Below are 18,999 nucleotides of genomic sequence, written 5' to 3'. Positions count from 1 at the left end.
CCCTAACCTTTGGTGTGTTCCGGGTCTTTGTCTTCGCAACAGGTTAATTTAGCCAATAGTTGCTTTAGAACTTTCAGGGTCGTTTCAAGGTCGCCGTCATCAATATCGGCCGTCACGCGATCGCGAACACGGGCCAGAATTTGTTCGATCTCGGTCGCTTTGGCGGCCCCTTGCTGTGTTAACGACACCATTTTCGCCCGCCGGTCCGACGGGTCTGCCACGCGGCGGACCATGTCATCTGCTTCAAGCGCATCAATCACACGCACCAGCGACGGTCCCTCAACGCCGATTTCCTCGGCAATCGCCCCCTGGCGCACCGTGCCGCCGCGCCTGTGCAACACAATTAACGGCAAGGCCGTGCTTTGCGACAGACCATGCGCGTGCAGCGCATGGTCAATCTCGCGGCGCCATTTGCGCGCTGTGTTAATCAGGGCGCTGCCGATGGTTAAATGCTGGGAAAAGGGGTCAAAATCTGTCATGCGAAAAAGGTAGCATTAAATTAGTTTGAATCCTATCTATTTTAATTCCAATCAGATATGCCGCCAATGCATGGCAGCGCGGGGAGTATAGAGCACAGCGTACAGGGTGGGATCTTACGGCCTTGACAGCGTCAAACGCCCATAACAATGCCGTTCCCCGGCCTGGAACCGGGCAATAAACAACCGAAATATGGAAAATAAATGGAAAACGAACCGCAAAGTTACTTAAGCGGATTGCCCAGAATGGCTGGCAGAATTTGCTGCGTGAAAGGCGGCACTTCGTTGAGCGCGCGACCATTGGTGAGAAAAACCACGGCCGTTTGTTGTTTGGGGAACCACGATATTTCAGCACTATAGCCAAAATAATTACCATCATGCCCCCAAACCGGCCCCCAATCGCTGGCACCAACCATGATGCCATACCCATAAGACCCGTTTCCGGCAAACATGGTATCGGTGGTCATACGCGCGATGGCTTTAGGGCCAAGCAAAGTGCCCTCATCGCCAAACAACCCACGCATGAAAGCCAGCATATCGCGCGCGGTGGAAACAACACCGCCATCGGCCAAATGATCGCCCACGTCAAACCCTGTCACGTCTTCAAGGTTGCCATCGCCGTCGCCATCGTCATATCCGTGCGCCAGATCAGCATCACGGGGGAAACTGCCAAAACTGGTGGCATCCATTTCCAGCGGCGCAAAAATGCGCTTTGCAAAGACATCCTCGATCGCGGCCTGTTCGATTTGTTCGATGATATAGCCCAGCAAGATATAATTGCTGTTGGAATTGGCATATTGGGTGCCGGGCGAAAACACGGCGTCGCGGTCCGCAATCAGGGGCAAAATCTCGGCATTTCGCCAGCCATGCTGTGGTTCGCGGCCCACCAGTTCAAAGAAAAAATCACCATCCAGATAATCTGGAATGCCCGAACTGTTATGCAAAAGGTCGATCAGGGTCGCCTGTTTGGCATTCGCAATAGATTGGGCATATTCGGGTGGCAACCAGCGCGCCGGATGGTCTGACAGCTTTAACCGCTGTTCGGCGGCCAGTTGCAAAATTACAACCGAAGTCATCATTTTGGTCAGCGAGCCGATATAGAACCGCTCCGTTGCGCGCATGTTGCGGGTTGGCGCGGCATTGGATAAACCGGTTGCAGCAAACCGGCTGCTGCCATCCTGATAAGCAATGCCGACAACCCCGCCGGGCAAACCGGCCTGCGTGACATAAGCTTGCAAAAAGGTTTGTAACGGGTCGCCTGATTTTTGATTTTGGGCAAAAGCCGCATCGCCACAGGCAACAACCGCCATTGTGACCATAACCGCGATCCGGGCCAAAACCATTGTCCCGGCACCCGTCATTTCACGCCACCACCACCGATCCTGCACCGTTTCTGTCCCCCGACTGAAATAACAGCCCTTGCACTATGGACAGCATTTGCCTGCAATCAAATAAAAACTCAACGACAATCGGTTCGCGCGGCGATGATTTGCAACCTATCGCCCGCTCCAGACCGTGCCAATATCGGCAATACGGCGTTCCACCGCTGCCAGCAAATCGGCGGTATGAACCGCAACCGGTGCTTCGCCGGTATCGTCGATGGTTGGCTCAATCACCGAGGTTACAGGGCCAATCGAAACGCTATAGGCGTTCATGACGATGTCATCTTCTGGCAAAACCGGGTCCGCCGTTGCGACCTGGCTGATAATACGGTTGCGCACATATTCGGCCTTTTCCCGGGATTGCTGAATATCAAGCACCAGAAAAGCCGTTATACGCGCATGGCCAATATCACTTGCATCCCGTCCGGGCCAATCTGGCACAGCAGAATATGGCCCGCCCAGCGATTCACCCATCCCAACCTCCTTTTGAGGCAACAACACACACACAGTTTAGTCCTGAAAAAATAAAAAAGACAGCTCCCGCAACAGGCATTTTTTTACCCGCTGGCAGGAACTGCCGTTATCAGATTTCAGGGTGCAACATTAATCGGGAAAGCGGTGTTGATTGTTGTGCCTGCAATCGCCATTGCCACGGAAAAGCGCCGGGAGGCATCCTTGCCCACGCAATATTTACCGGCATCCCCCGTCGGAAGGGGATCGGGCCGGTTATAGCCGCATTTGGTCCATGTCGGCGAGCCGGCCGGACACGCAGCCTCAAGATGATCGGCCGCATAGGTTATCGATTGTTCAATCTGGTCCTGATCGCAATCATCGGGAAACAGGGTTGAAAATTTGGACGGATTGGATGGCTTGGCAGCGCCGGGACGGGCCGTATTCCAGAACACCGTCGCATCGTAAATGCCGTTGCCATTTTCTGAACCCGCCGTCACGGTAACGGTAGAAATGGTGGCCGGGTTAAGCCCGCCCGGACGCGAATGAAAACCGACGAAACGGTTTTTGGCATTCACTTCGCCACAAAAAACATGTTCCAGATTAATGGCATAGGCCCCGGCGCTATGCCCCTGCCCCGGGCAGGCAACCTGTGCCTGGGCTTTTTGCCAAGCCCCGGCCAGCAGCATTGTCATTACGATGGCAGCCCCGAGCAAAAGTCGGCCTGTCGTTGATGTGATAAACATTTGACGCCCCCGTCATGTGTTAAAAATACGTGCCGGTCGACGACCGGCCACATCCAACGACGCTGTCACCTTACAACTGTGAAAATTCCAGCCCGATGCGCAGGGCCAGCACGCTGGCGGGTTCAAACCGCATCGGCTCCCCGCCCAGCTTGCCGCCGTGCCATTGCGCCTTTGTCAGCACAAACGCCCCCAATGGCAAATCGTGGCTGGTTTTAAAGTTTACCAGTGCACGGACTTCCTTGGGTTTGCGAATGGCATCGTCGCGCCACATACAATGATAGGCAAATAACGGGGTGCCACTGCGCCGGTCCAAAAACACAAATGGCACTTCGTAATGGCCCCAACGGGCATAAAACAGGCTTTCCATGCCGGTACTCGATGCCAGAAACTGGGTTTGAATCGCGGTTTCGACCAGCCGGTTAATGGTATCTTCGCCCTCGGCGCGCCCGCCGATCAGCCCGCTTCGTAAACCGGGGTGAATCAAATGCACCTTGAAGGCAACAGCGCGCTGAAACGGTTTGGCATCCTGATCAATTCGCTCCAGCCGACGCACCAGCCACGCACTTTCGAGATATTCCAGATAGCGGCGCAGGGTATTTTTCGCCAGATCAAGCTCGCGGGCCAGCGTTTCAATCGAAAACTCAGCGCCGGTATTATAAGCCAGCAACACAAACAAACGATGCAGGTCCGACGGGCTGGAAATGCCGTGCAAACCGGGCAAATCGGAATGAAGGGTGCGATGAATGGCCCGGGCTTCGCCGTTACGGTCGTGAAACCCGCCTTCATTGATGTAATCTTCAAACAGGCCATTCAACGCGATCAGGCCATCAGGCACATCGGTTGTAAAACGCCCGGAATTTGGGGGTTCTGGCAGGACATCGGCGGGTTTAATGCCCCGTTGCCCCAAATATTCGGCAAAGCTGAAGGGGGGCAAAAACAACATGGTTAAATGGGCACGGTTTTCGGCATTTGGTGCCAGCGCACTGACCGCAACCACGCGCAACATCGGGTCTGCTTTTAACAGTTTGGCCAGTTGGGCTTCCCAGTCGCGCTGATAGGAAACTTCGTCGATAAACAGCCATAACGGATGGTCCGCCGAAATGCCCCGTGTGGCGCGCAGCAACTTGGGCAGGCGCGAAATATCGAGTTCCAGAAACAGGGGATGTTCCAGCGACACGTAACAAACATGACGGCGCGGGGTATCGCCATCAAGCAATTGCGACACCGCCTGGCGCAACATCACGGTTTTGCCAACACCGCGTGGCCCGGTTAGCAAAACGGCCTTGCTGCCATCGCCCCGTTCAATCGCATTCCAGAACCGTTTGAAAAAGGCCCGTTCCGGCAGGTTATGGACCACATCGTCGGTGATGCCATCCCACCATGGATTATCGAGCATCAAACGACGCAAAAAATCCTGTTCGCCGGGATGCTCCACAAAAGTCGCCATAAACCGCCCCCACAGTTTGTTGATGACAGCTATCGTAGCGACAAAATAACGCCCACCACAACACCCAAATTAGGATTAGTCATAAACCTTATTCGAAGATTTTTTTACAAATACTTGCCCGGCGGCGATTCTTTTGCCCGCCTCGCACAAAAAACGGATCGCCTGCCGGGAAAGCAAGCGATCCGATGGACCGTTCTGCAGTGCGGGGGAGCACTGGTCTTGGGGAAGACGCGAGGGAGACTGACCCAATAACGGGAGCGCCAGTTGCATCACGGTCCGTTTCACATCGGCCAGGCGGGCGGGGGAAGCTTGCCAGCCGATGCAAAAGGGGGTGTTGTGCTGGTCATTCAGCATGAACCGAGCGGCTGATTATTTGCCGGGCCTGGGCTTTGGGTTATCATTTCCATTCCCGGTAATGTCGTTCTGATCAGGGATTTCATCGTCGGGTTTACGGGCGGTTTTATCGCCATCGGCCTTACGCATCCGCTCCAGCTCCGAGGACAAGTTATAATCGCCCGAGGCAACATAACCCTCCATATGGCCAGTGCGCCGTTCAAGATCGTCAAACTGGGCGCGCAATTCGTCCATCCAGGGTTCTTCGTAGTCCACCCCGAAGGTCGGATGCTCCACCTTTTCTGACGTGGCATCATTGTTTGCCGCCGACCCACGCCGCCCTGCTGCCGCGCCACCAGAGGACCGGCGGGAATGACGACCAAGAAAACCGAACCATTCCGGATGGTGAACATAAGACCACGCAGCAAGAAACAAAAACACACCGACGGGGAAGCTGAAAACCAGCGTCGCGATCCAGGCAATCAAAACGCCCTTGCGCGGAATGCCAAATTTTTCGGAAATACCGGTAATCGTGCTTTTGATCGGCCCGGACCGATGCGGGCCATTATGATGGCCACATCCGCCCCGGCTTTGATCCTGGTCCTGATTGCGGCGAAAACGGCACCCGCCTTCGCGGTGATTGTGACGCCTGTTGTAATATCGTGCACCGGCAGCAGCTTGCTCGGCAGTCATATCCTGTTCCTCCATTCGGCAACCTCTGCATCCAGAAGACTTTCCAGTGTCGCAACCCGACCCTCAAGGCGCTCCGCCTGCAATTTCAGACGGGCCATTGTTTCCTTGTGTTGCTGGCTTTCCGCCGTCGGGGCGGGCTGGCGGTCGGCTTTCATACGTTTCCATACGGTAATGTAATGAAAAACCACCCAGATCGGCCCGACGATAGAAATAAACACAATCAATGGAACGGCAAAAACCCACATAAGCGCCCTTTAATCTGACAAGGGTTCGATCATGCCGATATTGGCCATGATCGCCGGCTGCGAACACCCAAATGCCCGCACACTGAATCAGGTGTCTTTATTGACCCGTTCTTTCAAGGCCTTGAGATCATCTTCGATCCCAAGTTCAACTTCAAGATCGCCAAACTGTTCATCTAGCGACTTGGCCCGGCCCAGATCATAGGAATCTGCACTGGCTTCAAGTTCGTCAATCTTGCGTTCCATCGCTTCATAGCGCAGCAAGGCGTCGTCAATCTGGCCATTATGCAGTTTTTCGCGCATTTTGACCCGTTTTTCTGCTGTTTTCATCCGAATTTCCACTGCACGCTGCTTGCCCTTGGCTTCATTCAGCTTGTTGTGCAATTTGCTCAGATCTTCGTCAAACTTGCCCAGTGTTTCTTCGATCACTTCAAGTTCGCGCTCTAGAACCACCGATTGCTCGGCCAAACGACGGCGCGCCATCAGCGCCCCCTTGGCCAGGTCATCACGGCCCTTGGAAACGGCAAATTCGGCTTTTTCTTCCCATTCATTCTGGCCGTCATGCAGCTTTTTCAGCTTGCGTTCGACTTCCTTTTTATCCGCAATCGCCTTAACGGCGGCGGAACGGACTTCAACCAGGGTATCTTCCATTTCCTGAATCATCAGGCGCACCATCTTTTCCGGGTCTTCGGCCCGGTCCAGCAGCGAATTGATATTGGCATTAACGATATCGGACAAACGCGAGAACACGCCCATTGCTCGATCTCCTGTTGGGGGATGTAAATACTTCTGCCCTTGTATTGCAGGCGGCGTGCCAGTTTTAAGTTTGCTGAAAATTCAAATACTTAGACAAAACCCGCTTTCCATTTATGAAATTTATCGCGACATAATTAGTGATTTTCGATATCGTTTTTCGCGAAATGGATAACAGATCACAACCCATATTGGGCGAAGACCCCCGTTTTTTAGCCGCCCTGGAGCATGTTTCGCGCCTGGCGCCGATTAACCGCCCGTGCCTTGTGATTGGCGAACGCGGGTCCGGTAAGGAACTGATTGCCGCACGCCTGCATTATCTATCCACCCGCTGGGGCGGGCCGCTGGTAAAGGTCAATTGCGCCGCCCTTAGCGAAACCTTGCTTGATACCGAACTTTTCGGCCACGAAGCCGGGGCCTTTACCGGGGCCGCCAAACGCCACACCGGCCGGTTTGAACGGGCCGATGGCGGCACCATTATTTTAGATGAAATTGCCACCGCCAGCCCGATGGTGCAGGAAAAATTACTGCGCGTTGTTGAATATGGCGAAATTGAACGGGTGGGCGGCAGTGAAGTGATAGAGGTGGATGTACGCGTGATTGGCGTCACCAACGAAAACCTCAAACATCTGGCCGCACAGGGAAAATTCCGCGCCGATTTGCTGGACCGACTGGCATTTGACGTGATTGCCGTGCCGCCCTTGCGCGAACGCCCGGACGATATTTTACCGCTGGCCGAACAATTTGCCCTGGAAATGACCAAACGTTTATCGCGCCAGGTATTTGCAGGCTTTTCCAGCCAGGCCATCAGGCAGTTGCAAAATTATGACTGGCCGGGAAATGTGCGCGAATTGCGCAACGCGGTTGAACGCAGCCTTTATATGACAGAAGACGCGGACATACCGGTTTCCCATATCGTGCTGGACCCGTTTGCCGGGATCTGGAGCGAAACAGACATCAAAGCCTGCACCACCGCCCCCGCCAACGGTCACGCTACCTGGCCGGCTACACATTTGGCCGCAACGGGCGAAGATGATGATGTTCAAGGCACCAATAACCAGCCAGTTGATTTTAAAGCTGCCACCCGCGACTATGAAATAACATTGCTGAAAAATGCCCTGCGCACCACACGCAACAACCAGACCGAAGCCGCAGACATGCTGAAACTGAACTATCATCAATTACGGCGGCTGCTGGAAAAATACGATTTACTGCCTGCAAAGTAAGGCACCATGTATCAGCCACGCACGCCCGGATATTCAAAACGCGATGCCATAAAACGCTGGCAATTGCCCGACCGGGTATTCTTCGCCTGCGGGGCTTGCCATATATTGGCATATGCCTTTGTCGAACGGCATGGCGATACCAACGCAGCCCTGTTCACCCCTTTATGGATCAAACCGGACAGCGGATTTACCGGCAACCATATTGTCATTGCAGGCGATGACTGGATATTTGACTATCACGGCTATAGTCGGCGGTCTGATTACCTGAACCACACACTTAAACGCGCACAGCAACGCTGGCCGGGCTGGAATGCCACACTTGTTTCATTGCCCCCGGAAATACTGATATCCGAAGAAAAATCGCGCGAAATTGACGGCTTATGGCTGCGCGCACCGAACCAGTTCCTGCACGATGCCTTGCCGCGCGCCCGGCAATTTTTAAACAGTTTTACATCGCCCCCATATCGCCCCAAAGAAGGGACCAATAATGCCTGATTTGCACAAGACACCACCGCAAATCGCCCTGCGTGCGGTTTACATGCGCGGCGGCACCAGCCGGGCCTTGTTTTTCCATGAAAACGACCTGCCAGCAGCAGGCACCGCCCGCGATAACATGATACTGGCCGCAATGGGCAGCCCCGACCCGCATAAACGCCAACTCGATGGTATGGGCGGCGGCATTTCATCGTTGTCGAAAATTGCCATTATTGGCCCGTCCACCCATGCCGATGCCGATATTGATTACACATTTGGCCAGGTCGCAATTGATGCCGCCGTTATCAGCTACAAGGGAAATTGCGGCAATATTTCATCGGCTGTCGGACCATTTTCCGTGGATGAAGGGCTTGTTAAACCAGCCAGCACCACACAGGCACATGTGCGCATTCACAATACCAATACCGGCAAAATCATTGTCGCCCGCTTTGCCCTGCAAAATGGCAAAGCTGCGATTACGGGCGATTTCGTGCTAGATGGCGTGGCGGGTACCGCAAACCCGATCGCCCTGGATTTTTTAAATCCCGGCGGGTCATCGACCGGTCATGTCCTGCCCACCGGCAATGTGCATGATCGGCTTGAAACAGATGGATTTGGCATAATTGATGTTTCACTAATCGATGTTAGCAACCCTGTCGTCTGTATCCGGGCCAGCGACCTTGGCCTGAGCGGCCACGAAAGCCCCGTTGAGTTAAGTAACGCCCCCAACCTTCTGGACCGGATCGAAACTGTTCGCGTTGCCGCCGCAGTTAAAATGGGCCTGTGCTGCGCAGAGGAAGCCCGCACCACATTACGCAACCTGCCGCAAATCGCCATTGTTTCGCCCCCGCCACCAGGCGGTAACGCGCATATAACAGTCCGCATGATTTCCGCCGGGCAGGCCCATTTGGCAACACCACTTACGGGTGGCATGTGCCTGGCAAGTGCAATGCGCATTCCCGGCACCATCGCCCATCAAACGGCCAAATTGCCCGCCGACCCGGCCCTGCCGCTTAACATTTGCCATCCATCGGGCACCCTAACGGTGGATGCGACCCTTATCACGAAACCGGAGCTTAACATTCCATCGGTCACGGTTTATCGCAGTGCGCGGCGCCTGATGCAGGGCGAGGTTTTGGTGCCCGCCCACCGCATTTAACGGGACGGTGCAGGCATCCACCGCGCAACGCCTAATCCGCCAACGACCGTGCAATCACCATGCGCTGAATGTCGGATGTGCCTTCGTAAATCTGGCAAACCCGCACATCGCGGTAAATGCGTTCAACCGGAAAGTCTTTAAGGTAGCCATACCCGCCGTGGATCTGGATGGCTTTGGAGCAGACTTCCTCGGCCATTTCGGATGCAAACAGCTTTGCCATGCAGGCCTCGGTCAGGCAGGGTTTGCCATCATCGCGCAATTGGGCAGCGCGATGCACCAAAAGGCGGGCGGCATCGATTTTGGTCGCCATATCGGCGAGGCGAAAGGCAACCGCCTGATGTTCGATAATCTTTTTGCCGAATGTTTCGCGTTCATTGGCGTAATCGCGCGCCGCATCAAAGGCAGCACGCGCCATGCCCACCGATTGCGCGGCAATGCCAATGCGGCCACCTTCCAGGTTGGCAAGGGCAATTTTATAACCCTGCCCTTCGGCACCCAGCATATTTTCGGCGGGCACCCGGCATTCAACAAAGGTGATCTGGCAGGTGTCCGATGCGTTTTGGCCCAGTTTTTCCTCGGTCCGCGACACAACATAGCCCGGTGTATCGGTCGGCACGATAAAGGCCGAAATGCCGCGTTTACCAGCGGACGGGTCGGTCACGGCAAACACAATGGCGATATCGCCTTCGCGGCCCGAGGTGATGAACTGTTTGTCCCCGTCAATCACCCAATGATCGCCATCGCGCACAGCCCGGGTTTTAAGGGCACTGGCATCAGATCCCGCCTGTGGTTCGGTCAGGCAAAAAACGCCAATTTTCTCGCCCAGCGCCATGGGGACCAGAAATTCCTGTTTCTGGGCCTCGGTGCCGAATTTTAAAATCGGCATACAGCCAACCGAATTATGGACCGACATAATCGTCGAGGTCGCCCCGTCGCCCGCCGCAATTTCTTCTAACGCCAGCGCATAGGACACATGGTCCATGCCCGCCCCACCATATTGTTCGGGAACCAGCATGCCTAAAAAGCCAAGTTCGCCAAGGCCGTTAATCGCTTCGGCGGGGAAAATATGGTGCGCGTCCCATTTTGCCGCGTGGGGTTTTAATTCGTTTTCGGCAAATTCACGCGCGGTATCGCGCACCATTTCCTGATGATCTTCGAGCCGCATCATGTGCCGGCCTCCTTTTTTATCGCGTTATCAAAGGAAGCATATCGGCACACAACACGTTTTGCCCGATATTATCCTTCGACTTTTTCAAACCTGTCGTTTTCTTCGACATAGCGCCACAGGGCACCTTCTTTCATGTCAAACCACCAGCCATGGATTTGCAAATAACCTGATTCCACCCCGGACTTTACAAACGGAAAGGTCAAAAGGTTTGTCAGGGAATTGCGCACCGACTGGCGCGAAACCGCGTCCACATCGGGCCCATGCCCAGAACAGCACGAAGCAATTTCCATCCACGGGCCGATAAATTCACGATCCGGGGCTGTCACACCGCCAATGGCCCCTTGCACCAGCGCCTGAATACCGCCGCAGCCCGAATGGCCCAAAATAACAACGTCGCGAACTTTAAGATCGCGCACACCATATTCCAAAGCCGCCGATGTACCGTGATACTGGTCATCGGGCTGATAGGGCGGGATCAGATTGGCGACGTTTCGAACAATGAACATGTCGCCGGGTTCGGCATTCATCAAAATGGCCGGATCGGCACGGGAATCGGAACAGGCGATCAGCAGCACTTCGGGTTCCTGGCCAGATTCCACCAGATGGGCAACCCGTTCGGGCCGCTGATCATAATAGGCCGCCTTAAAACTGCGAAACCCTGCCTTCATCCTGTCAATCGTACGCATCGTCATCAGGTGCATTCCCCTGTTTTGTCGCAATTTGGTCGCATCAAAATAGGGGCAAAAGGCCCAACTTGGTAGTCCCTGAATGCAATTTCATGCGCAGAACCCCTGCCCCGCCCCGAATTACAGCAATTCCACCGCCATTGCGGTTGCCTCGCCCCCCCCAATACACAGTGATGCCACACCCTTTTTCCCGCCATGCGTTTTAAGCGCATGGATCAATGTGACCAGCAACCGTGCGCCCGTGGCCCCAATGGGATGGCCCAGGGCACAGGCCCCGCCATGAACATTAACCCGGGCCGGGTCCAGTTTCAGGTCGTGAATGGCGGCCATGGCGACCACGGCAAAGGCCTCGTTGATTTCCCATAAATCAACGCTTTCCTTGTCCCAGCCGGTTTTTGCCAGAAGCTTTTCAATCGAACCAATCGGGGCGGTGGTAAACCAGCATGGTTCTTGCGCATGGGTGGCATGGCCGACAATTTTGGCAACCGGTTTCAAGCCCCGTTTTTGGGCTTCGGACTGGCGCATCAGCACCAAGGCCGCCCCGCCATCAGAAATCGACGATGAATTGGCCGCTGTGACCGTGCCATCCTTGCGAAAGGCCGGGCGCAGACCGGGTATTTTCTCGGGCCGGGCTTTGGGCGGCTGTTCATCGGCGCTCACCGTCACCTCACCCTTGCGAGACGTGATGGTAAGCGGGGTAATTTCGGCATCAAAATTGCCGCTTGAAGCAGCATCATTGGCTCGCTTCAGGGATTCAATGGCATAGGCATCCTGATCTTCGCGGGTGAAGCCGTATTTTGCCGCGGTATCCTCGGCAAAGGTGCCCATCAGGCGGCCCTTGTCATAGGCATCTTCCAGACCATCAAGAAACATATGGTCCTTGACCTCGCCATGCCCCAAACGCAGCCCCTCGCGCACCTTGGGCAGCAAATAGGGTGCGTTGGTCATGCTTTCCATGCCCCCGGCCACCACCACACCGGCACTGCCCGCCAAAATAAGGTCATTGCCGAACATGGCCGCTTTCATGGCCGAGCCGCACATTTTATTAACCGTTGTCGCCCCCGCCGCCCACGGAATACCGGCATGCCACGCCGCCTGCCGGGCCGGTGCCTGCCCTTGACCGGCAGGAAGCACATTGCCCATGATGACTTCTTCAACGTCATCGGCCGAAACCCCGGCACGTTCCAGTGCCGCCTTAATCGCGGCACCGCCCAGTTCGGATGCGGTTAACGGGGCCAGATCGCCCTGAAATCCACCCATCGGGGTGCGGGCACAGGCAACAATTACAACAGGATCATTATTCATAACGCATCCCCTTTTTGTGGGAAAATAACATTCAGATCGGAAAAATACGGGCTTTTATGCCGTTTCACCAAACAATTCACGCCCAATCAGCATCCGGCGGATTTCGCTGGTCCCCGCGCCAATTTCATAAAGCTTGGCATCGCGCAGCAAGCGACCGGTGGGATATTCGTTGATATAGCCATTGCCACCCAAGGTCTGAATCGCTTCCAGCGCCATCCATGTTGCCTTTTCGGCGGCATATAAAATGACGCCAGCAGCGTCCTTGCGCGATGTTTCGCCGCGATCACAGGCCTTGGCAACTTCATACACATAAGCACGGCACGCGTTCATGGTGGTGTACATGTCGGCCATTTTGCCCTGCATCAGCTGAAATTCGCCAATCGCCTGACCAAACTGTTTGCGTTCATGAATATAGGGCACCACCACATCCATGCAGGCCCGCATAATACCGGTGGGCCCAGCGGCCAGAACAGCACGTTCGTAGTCAAGGCCACTCATCAGCACGCGCACGCCGCCATGCAGGGTGCCCAGTACGTTTTCCTCGGGTACTTCGCAATCCTGAAACACCAGTTCGCAGGTGTTGGACCCGCGCATGCCCAACTTGTCGAGCTTTTGCGCCGTTGAAAAGCCCTTGAAGCCTTTTTCAATGATAAAGGCGGTAATGCCCTTGGCCCCTGCACTGGCATCGGTTTTGGCATAAACCACCAGAGTGCTGGCATCGGGGCCATTGGTGATCCACATTTTATTGCCATTAAGGATGTAGCGATCGCCCTTTTTCTCGGCCCGCAATTTCATCGACACCACGTCAGACCCGGCACCGGGTTCGCTCATGGCCAATGCGCCAATATGTTCACCGCTCAGCAGCTTGGGCAGGTAACGGGCCTTTTGCTCCGCCGTGCCATTCCGCTTCAACTGGTTGACGCATAAATTGGAATGCGCGCCATAGGATAGCGCAACCGAGGCCGAAGCCCGGCTGATTTCTTCCATCGCCACCACATGTTCGAGATAGCCAAGGCCAGTGCCACCATCTTCCTCGGGCACGGTAATGCCCAACAGGCCCAGATCGCCGAATTTGCGCCATAAATCATTGGGGAATTCGTTTTTGGCGTCGATCTCGGCCGCACGCGGGGCGATTTCGGCCGCGGCAAAGGACGAAACGCTGTCGCGGATGGCTTCGGCGGTTTCGCCAAGATCAAATTTCAAACCGGGAAAATCAACAAATGCCATGGGATAATTCCTGCCCTAGATCGACTGTTATAAACGAAAATCCGGTGTCCTTATCGCGACACCCTGTATTTAAAATGCGAACGCCCTTAACCCGCCTGCATCACCACATCACGCCGCCCCGACCAGCAATTCGGGCGGCAGGCGCATGATTTTCAGGGTTTGCAGGGCGGTTGTGCATAAAACGTCGCGCGTGCCGTCATGGCCAAAAATGTCTATTCGGGTAACAATGATAGAGCGCCCGCGCGATATAACCTCGCCCACGGCACGCAACTGCTCACCCAGCCCCGGCGCAACGATGTTAAGTTTATATTCCACCGTCAGCATACCCTGATCGGCGGCGACAAGGCTCCATCCGGCAAAACCACCGGCAATATCGGCCAGCCCGGCAATCGCCCCGCCGTGGAAATAGCCGTTATGCTGCACCAGATCCGCCCGCGCTGGCATCACCAGTTCCACCCGGCCCGGCGTCACCTTCTCCACCCGCGCACCCAGCGCCAGATTGTAAGGCTGCTGGGCAAAACGGCGGCGCACTTCCGCTTCATAGTCGGGGTTTTGTGGTTCAAATGCGGTCATGACGGGCGGGCCATCCTGAAAGTCGGAAAAGAGAATTCCCTTGTAGTTAACGTTTACGTTAACGTCAAATTAAATCGGCAAGAGACTACCGAATTAATAGCTTACCCGGCATCATGCCCGGCCCGACAAAATGAAAAAGGCGGCACCCTTCGCAGGATACCGCCTTAAAACCAGTTTATGCGGCCAGAAACAGGACACGCATGTCGGTTAAATCATTACGTCCGGTAGCCCAGCAATTCCGGCAGCCAGGTCACCAGTGACGGAAAGGCAATTACCAGCGTCATGGCGATGGCCATTGAAAGCACCAGCCACAGGCTCCATCCCACCGATTTTTCCAGCGGAATACCGGCGATGCGGGTGGTGACCATCAGGTTCACAGCAACGGGGGGCGTGAACTGGCCAATGGCGATGTTCATGGCCATCACCACGCCGAACCAGACTGGGCTCCAGCCAAATTCCTGCATGATCGGCATTAAAATAGGCAGCATGATCAGATAGATCGACACGCCATCAAGCACCATACCGGCCAGTAGCAACACCACCATGATCAGGGCCAGCACCACATGTTCGTTGCCCGACAGGCCCAAAATGGCGTTGGCGGCCAGATCGAACGTGCCTAATGTGGCCCCGGCCCAGGCAAAAATGCCCGCCAGCGTAATGATCAACATGATCACGCCCGAGGTAACGGCGGAATCGACAAACAGGCGATACAGATCGCGCAGGCGAATGGTGCGATAAACAAACATGCCAATCACCAAACCATAGGCCACGGCCACCACGGCAGCCTCGGTCGGGGTGAACAGGCCGGAGCGCAAGCCACCCAGAATGATAACCGGGGCCAAAAGACCCGGCAGAGCATGCATGAAGGCGGGCAAAAGGGCCGACTGGCTGCGGGTTTCCAGGGCGCCAAAGTCATGTTTGCGCGACAGCAACAGCACGGGAATGATAATCGCCGCACCGGCCAGAATACCGGGGATAATGCCACCGGCGAACAAAGCGCGCAGGTCAACGCCCGGCACGATGATGGAATAAATAATCAACGCGACCGATGGCGGGATAAGAATGGCGGTTGAGGCCCCGGCCGCAATCACGCTGGCGGAAAATTCGCGCGGATACCCCGCACGCATCATCGAGGGGATCATCACCATGGCAACCGCCGCCGCATCGGCCGGGCCGGACCCCGACATGCCGCCCATCATCATACAGACCAGCACCGCAACCACGGCCAACCCGCCGCGACGCGGCCCCACAATGGCCCCGGCAAATTCAACCAGCCCCCGAGCGACCCCGGATCGCTCGAAAATCATGCCAGTTAAAATAAACAGGGGAATCGCGATCAGCGGATATTTGGCGAGGCCATTATAGGTATTGGTGCCCACGGTCGCCAATGCATAAACATCAAGGCCGAAATAAATGCCGACAACCCCGGCAAAACCAAGCGCCACCGCAATGGGCGCCCCCATGACGAGCAGCACGGCAAAAGAAGCAAGAAGGGCGAGACTGGGGGTCATTTTACCCCTCCATCGCGACCGTTACCAGCATTACGGCGCGCGCGTGCCAGCCGCCAGGCATGTTCGACAACGCGAAACAAAATAACCAGCGACAGCAACGGCAACCACACCGAATAGATCCAGCTGGGATAGCCCAGACCGGCCGAAACCTCGCCATATTCGTACTGATCAAGGGCAAAGGTCGCCCCGTAATACATGATCATGGCAAACAGCATGGTCGTGATGGCCAAAATCAGCAATTCGACAATCAAACGCACCGGACGCGGAAAGCGTTCGAGGAAAAAGGTAATACGAATATGTTCGTTGCGTGCAAAGGCAATCGATGCCCCCACCAGGGTCATCACAACCAGCAAAAACACCGAAAATTCTTCGGTGAAGGCAAAGGAAATGTCGGTCAGATAGCGCACCACCACATTGGCAAGGCTGATCAGACAGATCAGCCCCATGGCCAGAGCTGCAATGGCTTCTTCAATTTTCAGCCACGGGCCACCGGCGTCGCTGCCCTCTGTTTTAGAGGGCGCAGTGCCATGGGGTTCGGCATCAAATTCAATAGGGATTCCGTCACGATCCGACACGGTCGAGACCTTTCAAACATAGCGCATAATTTTACGGGAATAAGCAGAAGACGGAAAACCGGCCCCCACATTGGCAATTTGCCGCTGTGAAGGCCGTGAGATCAATATTTTGCAGGCACGACAATTTTAACGCTCAGAAATCGATTTTTCAGCCATATCGACCAGATCGGCACCGATGCGGTCTTTCCACTTGTTGTAAACATCGCGGGTGGCATCAACAAATTTTTGACGCTGTTCGTCGGTCAGGGTGGTGATTTTGGCACCGCGTGCTTCCAGTGCCTTGATCAGGGACTGGTCATCCTCGGTCATGCCCTTGCGCGCAAGACCAATGCCATAGGCACCGGCATCATCGGCGGCCTTTTTAACAATCGCTTTGTCGTCGTCGCTAAACGAGCCCCAAACACGTTTGTTCACAGCAAAAATCAGCGGGTCAGCCACATAATGCCACAAGGTGACATAGGTTTGCCCGGCGGTTTCCATTTGCGCCACGTCATAAACCGTCAGCGGGTTTTCCTGCCCGTCAACCGCACCGGTGGTCAGGGCCGGTTTGGCATCGGCCCAGCTCATTTGCGTCGGGTTGGCGCCAAGGGCTGTGAAAATATCGTTATAAAGCGGGGATCCGACAACACGCATTTTCAAACCATCAAGATCGGCCGGTGAGGTGATCGGATGTTTGGAGTTGGTGACTTCACGGAAACCGTTTTCGGCCCAGCCAATCGGCTCGATCCCCTGTTTGCGGATCGCATCAAAAATTTTCTCGCCAACCGGGCCCTGAGTCAGGGCATCCATCGAGGCGAAATCAGGCATCAGAAACGGCAGCGAAAACAGGTTAAGTTCCTTGACCTGTGGCGACCAGTTAATGGTCGAGCCAACGGCCATATCGATAATGCCCTGGCGCATGGCGGTGAATTCTTTGGTCTGATCGCCAGCCACCAGCTGCGCATTGGGATAGACCTTCATGTTAATGCGGCCATCGGTGCGCTCGGACACCAGTGCCGCCCATTTTTCGGCAGCTTCCCCCCACGGGAACGGTTTGCCCAGAACGGTCGACACCTTGTATTCGCCTTTGTAATCGGCGGCATGGGCACTGGCACTCAGGGCCAGAGCCGCGCCAACAACCAGCGCGGGCAGGCTTTTGAGAAAGTTCATGATGTTCGTTCCTCCCAGAACGGGTGTGTTTTTGGTAACTTAATTTTGTTAAGGGCCGAAGTTAATATGGAATGTGTCGTAAAAACAACTGCAAAGGCACAAATTCGCCCCTTTCGCACCGCGAGGCCCGCCAGGCCGATTGATGACCTACGTATTTCCCCGCAGGCATCCTGCTCATAATAATTTCAATGGCCATGACGGTTCCGCGCCACTTGCGCATCACAAATGCGCAATGCCCACCAAACATTCGCGCGCGCCCCAACGCCCAAGCATTACTGCATCATAAAAAAGGCGGCCCGTAAAAGCCGCCTGCACACAAAAGGTGAAAATTCGGGTCTCAGTTGGTTAACCGGCCCCATTGCTCGATATTGCTGGCCAGCAATTTTTTCATCAAGCCATCATCGACCAGTTTGCGAATGGCGGCGGACAGGCGCACACGCAGGGTTTCGGTGTTACAGGGCGAACTGCGTGACATGGTAATAAACAGGTCTTCGGAACTGATATCGACCGGGCTGGCAACAATTTCGCTTAAATTGTTTTTGGCAATAAAGGCCGCGGCAGGAAAATCTTCATAGACCAGATAATCCGCCCGCCCCAATTCAACCAGACGCAAGCTTTGCGCCAAAGTCGGGCTTTCGCGCAGGGTGAGTTTATCCTGGGCGAAGCTGTCAAATTTCGTACCAAAGCTGTTATTGATAACTGTCACCCCCTCCAGCCCGATCAGATCCTGCCAACGGGTAATATCGCGCGGGAAATTATTGCGCGTCCACACCTTGGTGCGCGTGCCCTGAAAGGCCGGCTGCAAATAATCCATATAAAGGGTGCGTTGCGGGGTAAAAAATGCCCCGGCGATAAGGTCGAGATGACCGCGCCGCATTTCTTCCTGTACCCGCCCCCATGGACCATCATTGACCACCGAAATGGCAATGCCGGCTTCCTTGCCAACCTCGATGATAAATTGCGCATTTGCCCCGATCAGTTCTGCCGGATTATCGGGATTGGGCCATAAATACGGAGGATAATCGGGGTTTCCCGATACCAGCAATCGCTGACAAGTGGCATCAGCATCCGCCGCGTGCAAAGACGTGGCTGATCCGGTTAATAATAGCAATAACAGGGCACAAGTCCCCGCCATACAGGGACTGACCCGTTCGAACGCCGCCAAATAAAGGCTTGAGACCATGTTCGATCCCCCGCTCCTGTAAAATGCCAGACTGCTTTTAAAAGAAACACCCAAAACAGACAAAGACCAGCAGGCAATTTGCCCGTACGGCACTGGTCATCTTTCATATGGTCGCCAGAAAATTCGCAGTCTGACCCGCAAGAACATTACCACAAATCAAATGGAGTCCCAAGACGATGTTTGGGAGGGTGTTTTAAGCGGAGTCAAACAGACCCTATCCACAAATAAAACCAAACATTAT

The 18,999-nt window shown here is 55.0% G+C and carries 21 protein-coding genes; 3 read left to right on the top strand and 18 right to left on the bottom strand.

Annotation, left to right across the window (positions count from 1 at the left end):
* Positions 1-2: 2 nt before the first annotated feature.
* The 9 genes from TMES_RS02655 to pspA form a co-directional block, all read right to left on the bottom strand.
* On the bottom strand, positions 3-479 hold the full coding sequence (locus tag TMES_RS02655) for a MarR family winged helix-turn-helix transcriptional regulator (RefSeq protein WP_085579134.1): 477 nt from the start codon (positions 477-479) through the stop codon (positions 3-5).
* Between the two features lie 221 nt (positions 480-700).
* Entirely contained in the window at positions 701-1,864 is a 1,164-nt protein-coding gene (locus TMES_RS02650) for a serine hydrolase domain-containing protein (protein WP_245835178.1), read from the bottom strand.
* Positions 1,865-1,972: 108 nt separating this feature from the next.
* A complete protein-coding gene (locus TMES_RS02645) occupies positions 1,973-2,332 on the bottom strand; it encodes a hypothetical protein (protein ID WP_085579132.1) in 360 nt (119 codons plus the stop codon).
* A gap of 116 nt (positions 2,333-2,448) precedes the next feature.
* A complete protein-coding gene (locus TMES_RS02640; protein WP_085579130.1) occupies positions 2,449-3,054 on the bottom strand; it encodes an EndoU domain-containing protein in 606 nt (201 codons plus the stop codon).
* Positions 3,055-3,124: 70 nt separating this feature from the next.
* Positions 3,125-4,501, bottom strand: coding sequence for an ATP-binding protein (locus TMES_RS02635; RefSeq protein ID WP_085579128.1), 1,377 nt, complete (start codon positions 4,499-4,501; stop codon positions 3,125-3,127).
* A 75-nt stretch (positions 4,502-4,576) separates the two neighbouring features.
* Positions 4,577-4,855 (bottom strand): hypothetical protein, encoded by a 279-nt coding sequence (locus TMES_RS02630; protein WP_143589507.1) that lies wholly within the window; start codon positions 4,853-4,855, stop codon positions 4,577-4,579.
* A 15-nt stretch (positions 4,856-4,870) separates the two neighbouring features.
* Positions 4,871-5,527 carry a hypothetical protein gene (locus TMES_RS02625; RefSeq protein WP_143589506.1) on the bottom strand — a complete coding sequence of 219 codons (657 nt, stop codon included), beginning with the start codon at positions 5,525-5,527 and terminating at the stop codon, positions 4,871-4,873.
* Positions 5,524-5,772, bottom strand: coding sequence for an envelope stress response membrane protein PspB (pspB, locus tag TMES_RS02620; RefSeq protein WP_085579124.1), 249 nt, complete (start codon positions 5,770-5,772; stop codon positions 5,524-5,526). The genes TMES_RS02625 and pspB overlap by 4 nt, the downstream gene beginning before the upstream one ends.
* An 87-nt stretch (positions 5,773-5,859) precedes the next feature.
* Positions 5,860-6,525, bottom strand: coding sequence for a phage shock protein PspA (pspA, locus tag TMES_RS02615; protein WP_085579122.1), 666 nt, complete (start codon positions 6,523-6,525; stop codon positions 5,860-5,862).
* Between the two features lie 164 nt (positions 6,526-6,689).
* Here pspA and pspF point away from each other — a divergent pair, with 164 nt between their 5' ends.
* Genes pspF through TMES_RS02600 form a run of 3 tightly spaced genes read left to right on the top strand, consistent with a single transcriptional unit; the run spans position 6,690 to position 9,381 of the window.
* Positions 6,690-7,748, top strand: coding sequence for a phage shock protein operon transcriptional activator (pspF, locus tag TMES_RS02610; RefSeq protein ID WP_085579821.1), 1,059 nt, complete (start codon positions 6,690-6,692; stop codon positions 7,746-7,748).
* A 6-nt stretch (positions 7,749-7,754) separates the two neighbouring features.
* Positions 7,755-8,243: a hypothetical protein gene (locus TMES_RS02605; RefSeq protein WP_085579120.1), complete on the top strand. Its 489-nt coding sequence runs from the start codon at positions 7,755-7,757 to the stop codon at positions 8,241-8,243.
* Complete coding sequence (locus TMES_RS02600) at positions 8,236-9,381, top strand: 2-methylaconitate cis-trans isomerase PrpF family protein (protein ID WP_085579119.1); 1,146 nt, start codon at positions 8,236-8,238, stop codon at positions 9,379-9,381. Before TMES_RS02605 ends, TMES_RS02600 begins: the two co-directional genes overlap by 8 nt.
* Before the next feature lie 31 nt (positions 9,382-9,412).
* Here the strand turns inward: TMES_RS02600 and TMES_RS02595 are convergent, their stop codons facing one another.
* The 9 genes from TMES_RS02595 to TMES_RS02555 form a co-directional block, all read right to left on the bottom strand.
* On the bottom strand, positions 9,413-10,546 hold the full coding sequence (locus TMES_RS02595) for an acyl-CoA dehydrogenase (RefSeq protein WP_085579819.1): 1,134 nt from the start codon (positions 10,544-10,546) through the stop codon (positions 9,413-9,415).
* Positions 10,547-10,617: 71 nt separating this feature from the next.
* Complete coding sequence (locus TMES_RS02590; RefSeq protein WP_085579817.1) at positions 10,618-11,241, bottom strand: carbonic anhydrase; 624 nt, start codon at positions 11,239-11,241, stop codon at positions 10,618-10,620.
* A gap of 114 nt (positions 11,242-11,355) precedes the next feature.
* The gene (locus TMES_RS02585; RefSeq protein ID WP_085579117.1) at positions 11,356-12,540 is read right to left on the bottom strand and encodes an acetyl-CoA C-acyltransferase; all 1,185 of its coding nucleotides are present in this window, start codon (positions 12,538-12,540) and stop codon (positions 11,356-11,358) included.
* A 54-nt stretch (positions 12,541-12,594) separates the two neighbouring features.
* Complete coding sequence (locus TMES_RS02580; RefSeq protein ID WP_085579115.1) at positions 12,595-13,767, bottom strand: isovaleryl-CoA dehydrogenase; 1,173 nt, start codon at positions 13,765-13,767, stop codon at positions 12,595-12,597.
* Positions 13,768-13,875: 108 nt separating this feature from the next.
* Positions 13,876-14,340 carry a PaaI family thioesterase gene (locus TMES_RS02575; RefSeq protein ID WP_085579113.1) on the bottom strand — a complete coding sequence of 155 codons (465 nt, stop codon included), beginning with the start codon at positions 14,338-14,340 and terminating at the stop codon, positions 13,876-13,878.
* Between the two features lie 215 nt (positions 14,341-14,555).
* Entirely contained in the window at positions 14,556-15,851 is a 1,296-nt protein-coding gene (locus tag TMES_RS02570; protein WP_085579112.1) for a TRAP transporter large permease, read from the bottom strand.
* Positions 15,848-16,426: a TRAP transporter small permease gene (locus TMES_RS02565; protein ID WP_245835177.1), complete on the bottom strand. Its 579-nt coding sequence runs from the start codon at positions 16,424-16,426 to the stop codon at positions 15,848-15,850. The genes TMES_RS02570 and TMES_RS02565 overlap by 4 nt, the downstream gene beginning before the upstream one ends.
* A gap of 126 nt (positions 16,427-16,552) precedes the next feature.
* Complete coding sequence (locus TMES_RS02560) at positions 16,553-17,575, bottom strand: DctP family TRAP transporter solute-binding subunit (protein WP_085579110.1); 1,023 nt, start codon at positions 17,573-17,575, stop codon at positions 16,553-16,555.
* A 337-nt stretch (positions 17,576-17,912) separates the two neighbouring features.
* The gene (locus tag TMES_RS02555) at positions 17,913-18,758 is read right to left on the bottom strand and encodes a substrate-binding periplasmic protein (RefSeq protein ID WP_085579108.1); all 846 of its coding nucleotides are present in this window, start codon (positions 18,756-18,758) and stop codon (positions 17,913-17,915) included.
* Between the last annotated feature and the right edge of the window lie 241 nt (positions 18,759-18,999).

This window comes from Thalassospira mesophila (assembly GCF_002115755.1).
Lineage (GTDB): Bacteria > Pseudomonadota > Alphaproteobacteria > Rhodospirillales > Thalassospiraceae > Thalassospira > Thalassospira mesophila.
The sequence above is the reverse complement of the archived record's forward strand: the minus strand, read 5'-3'. Positions and strand labels throughout refer to the sequence as shown.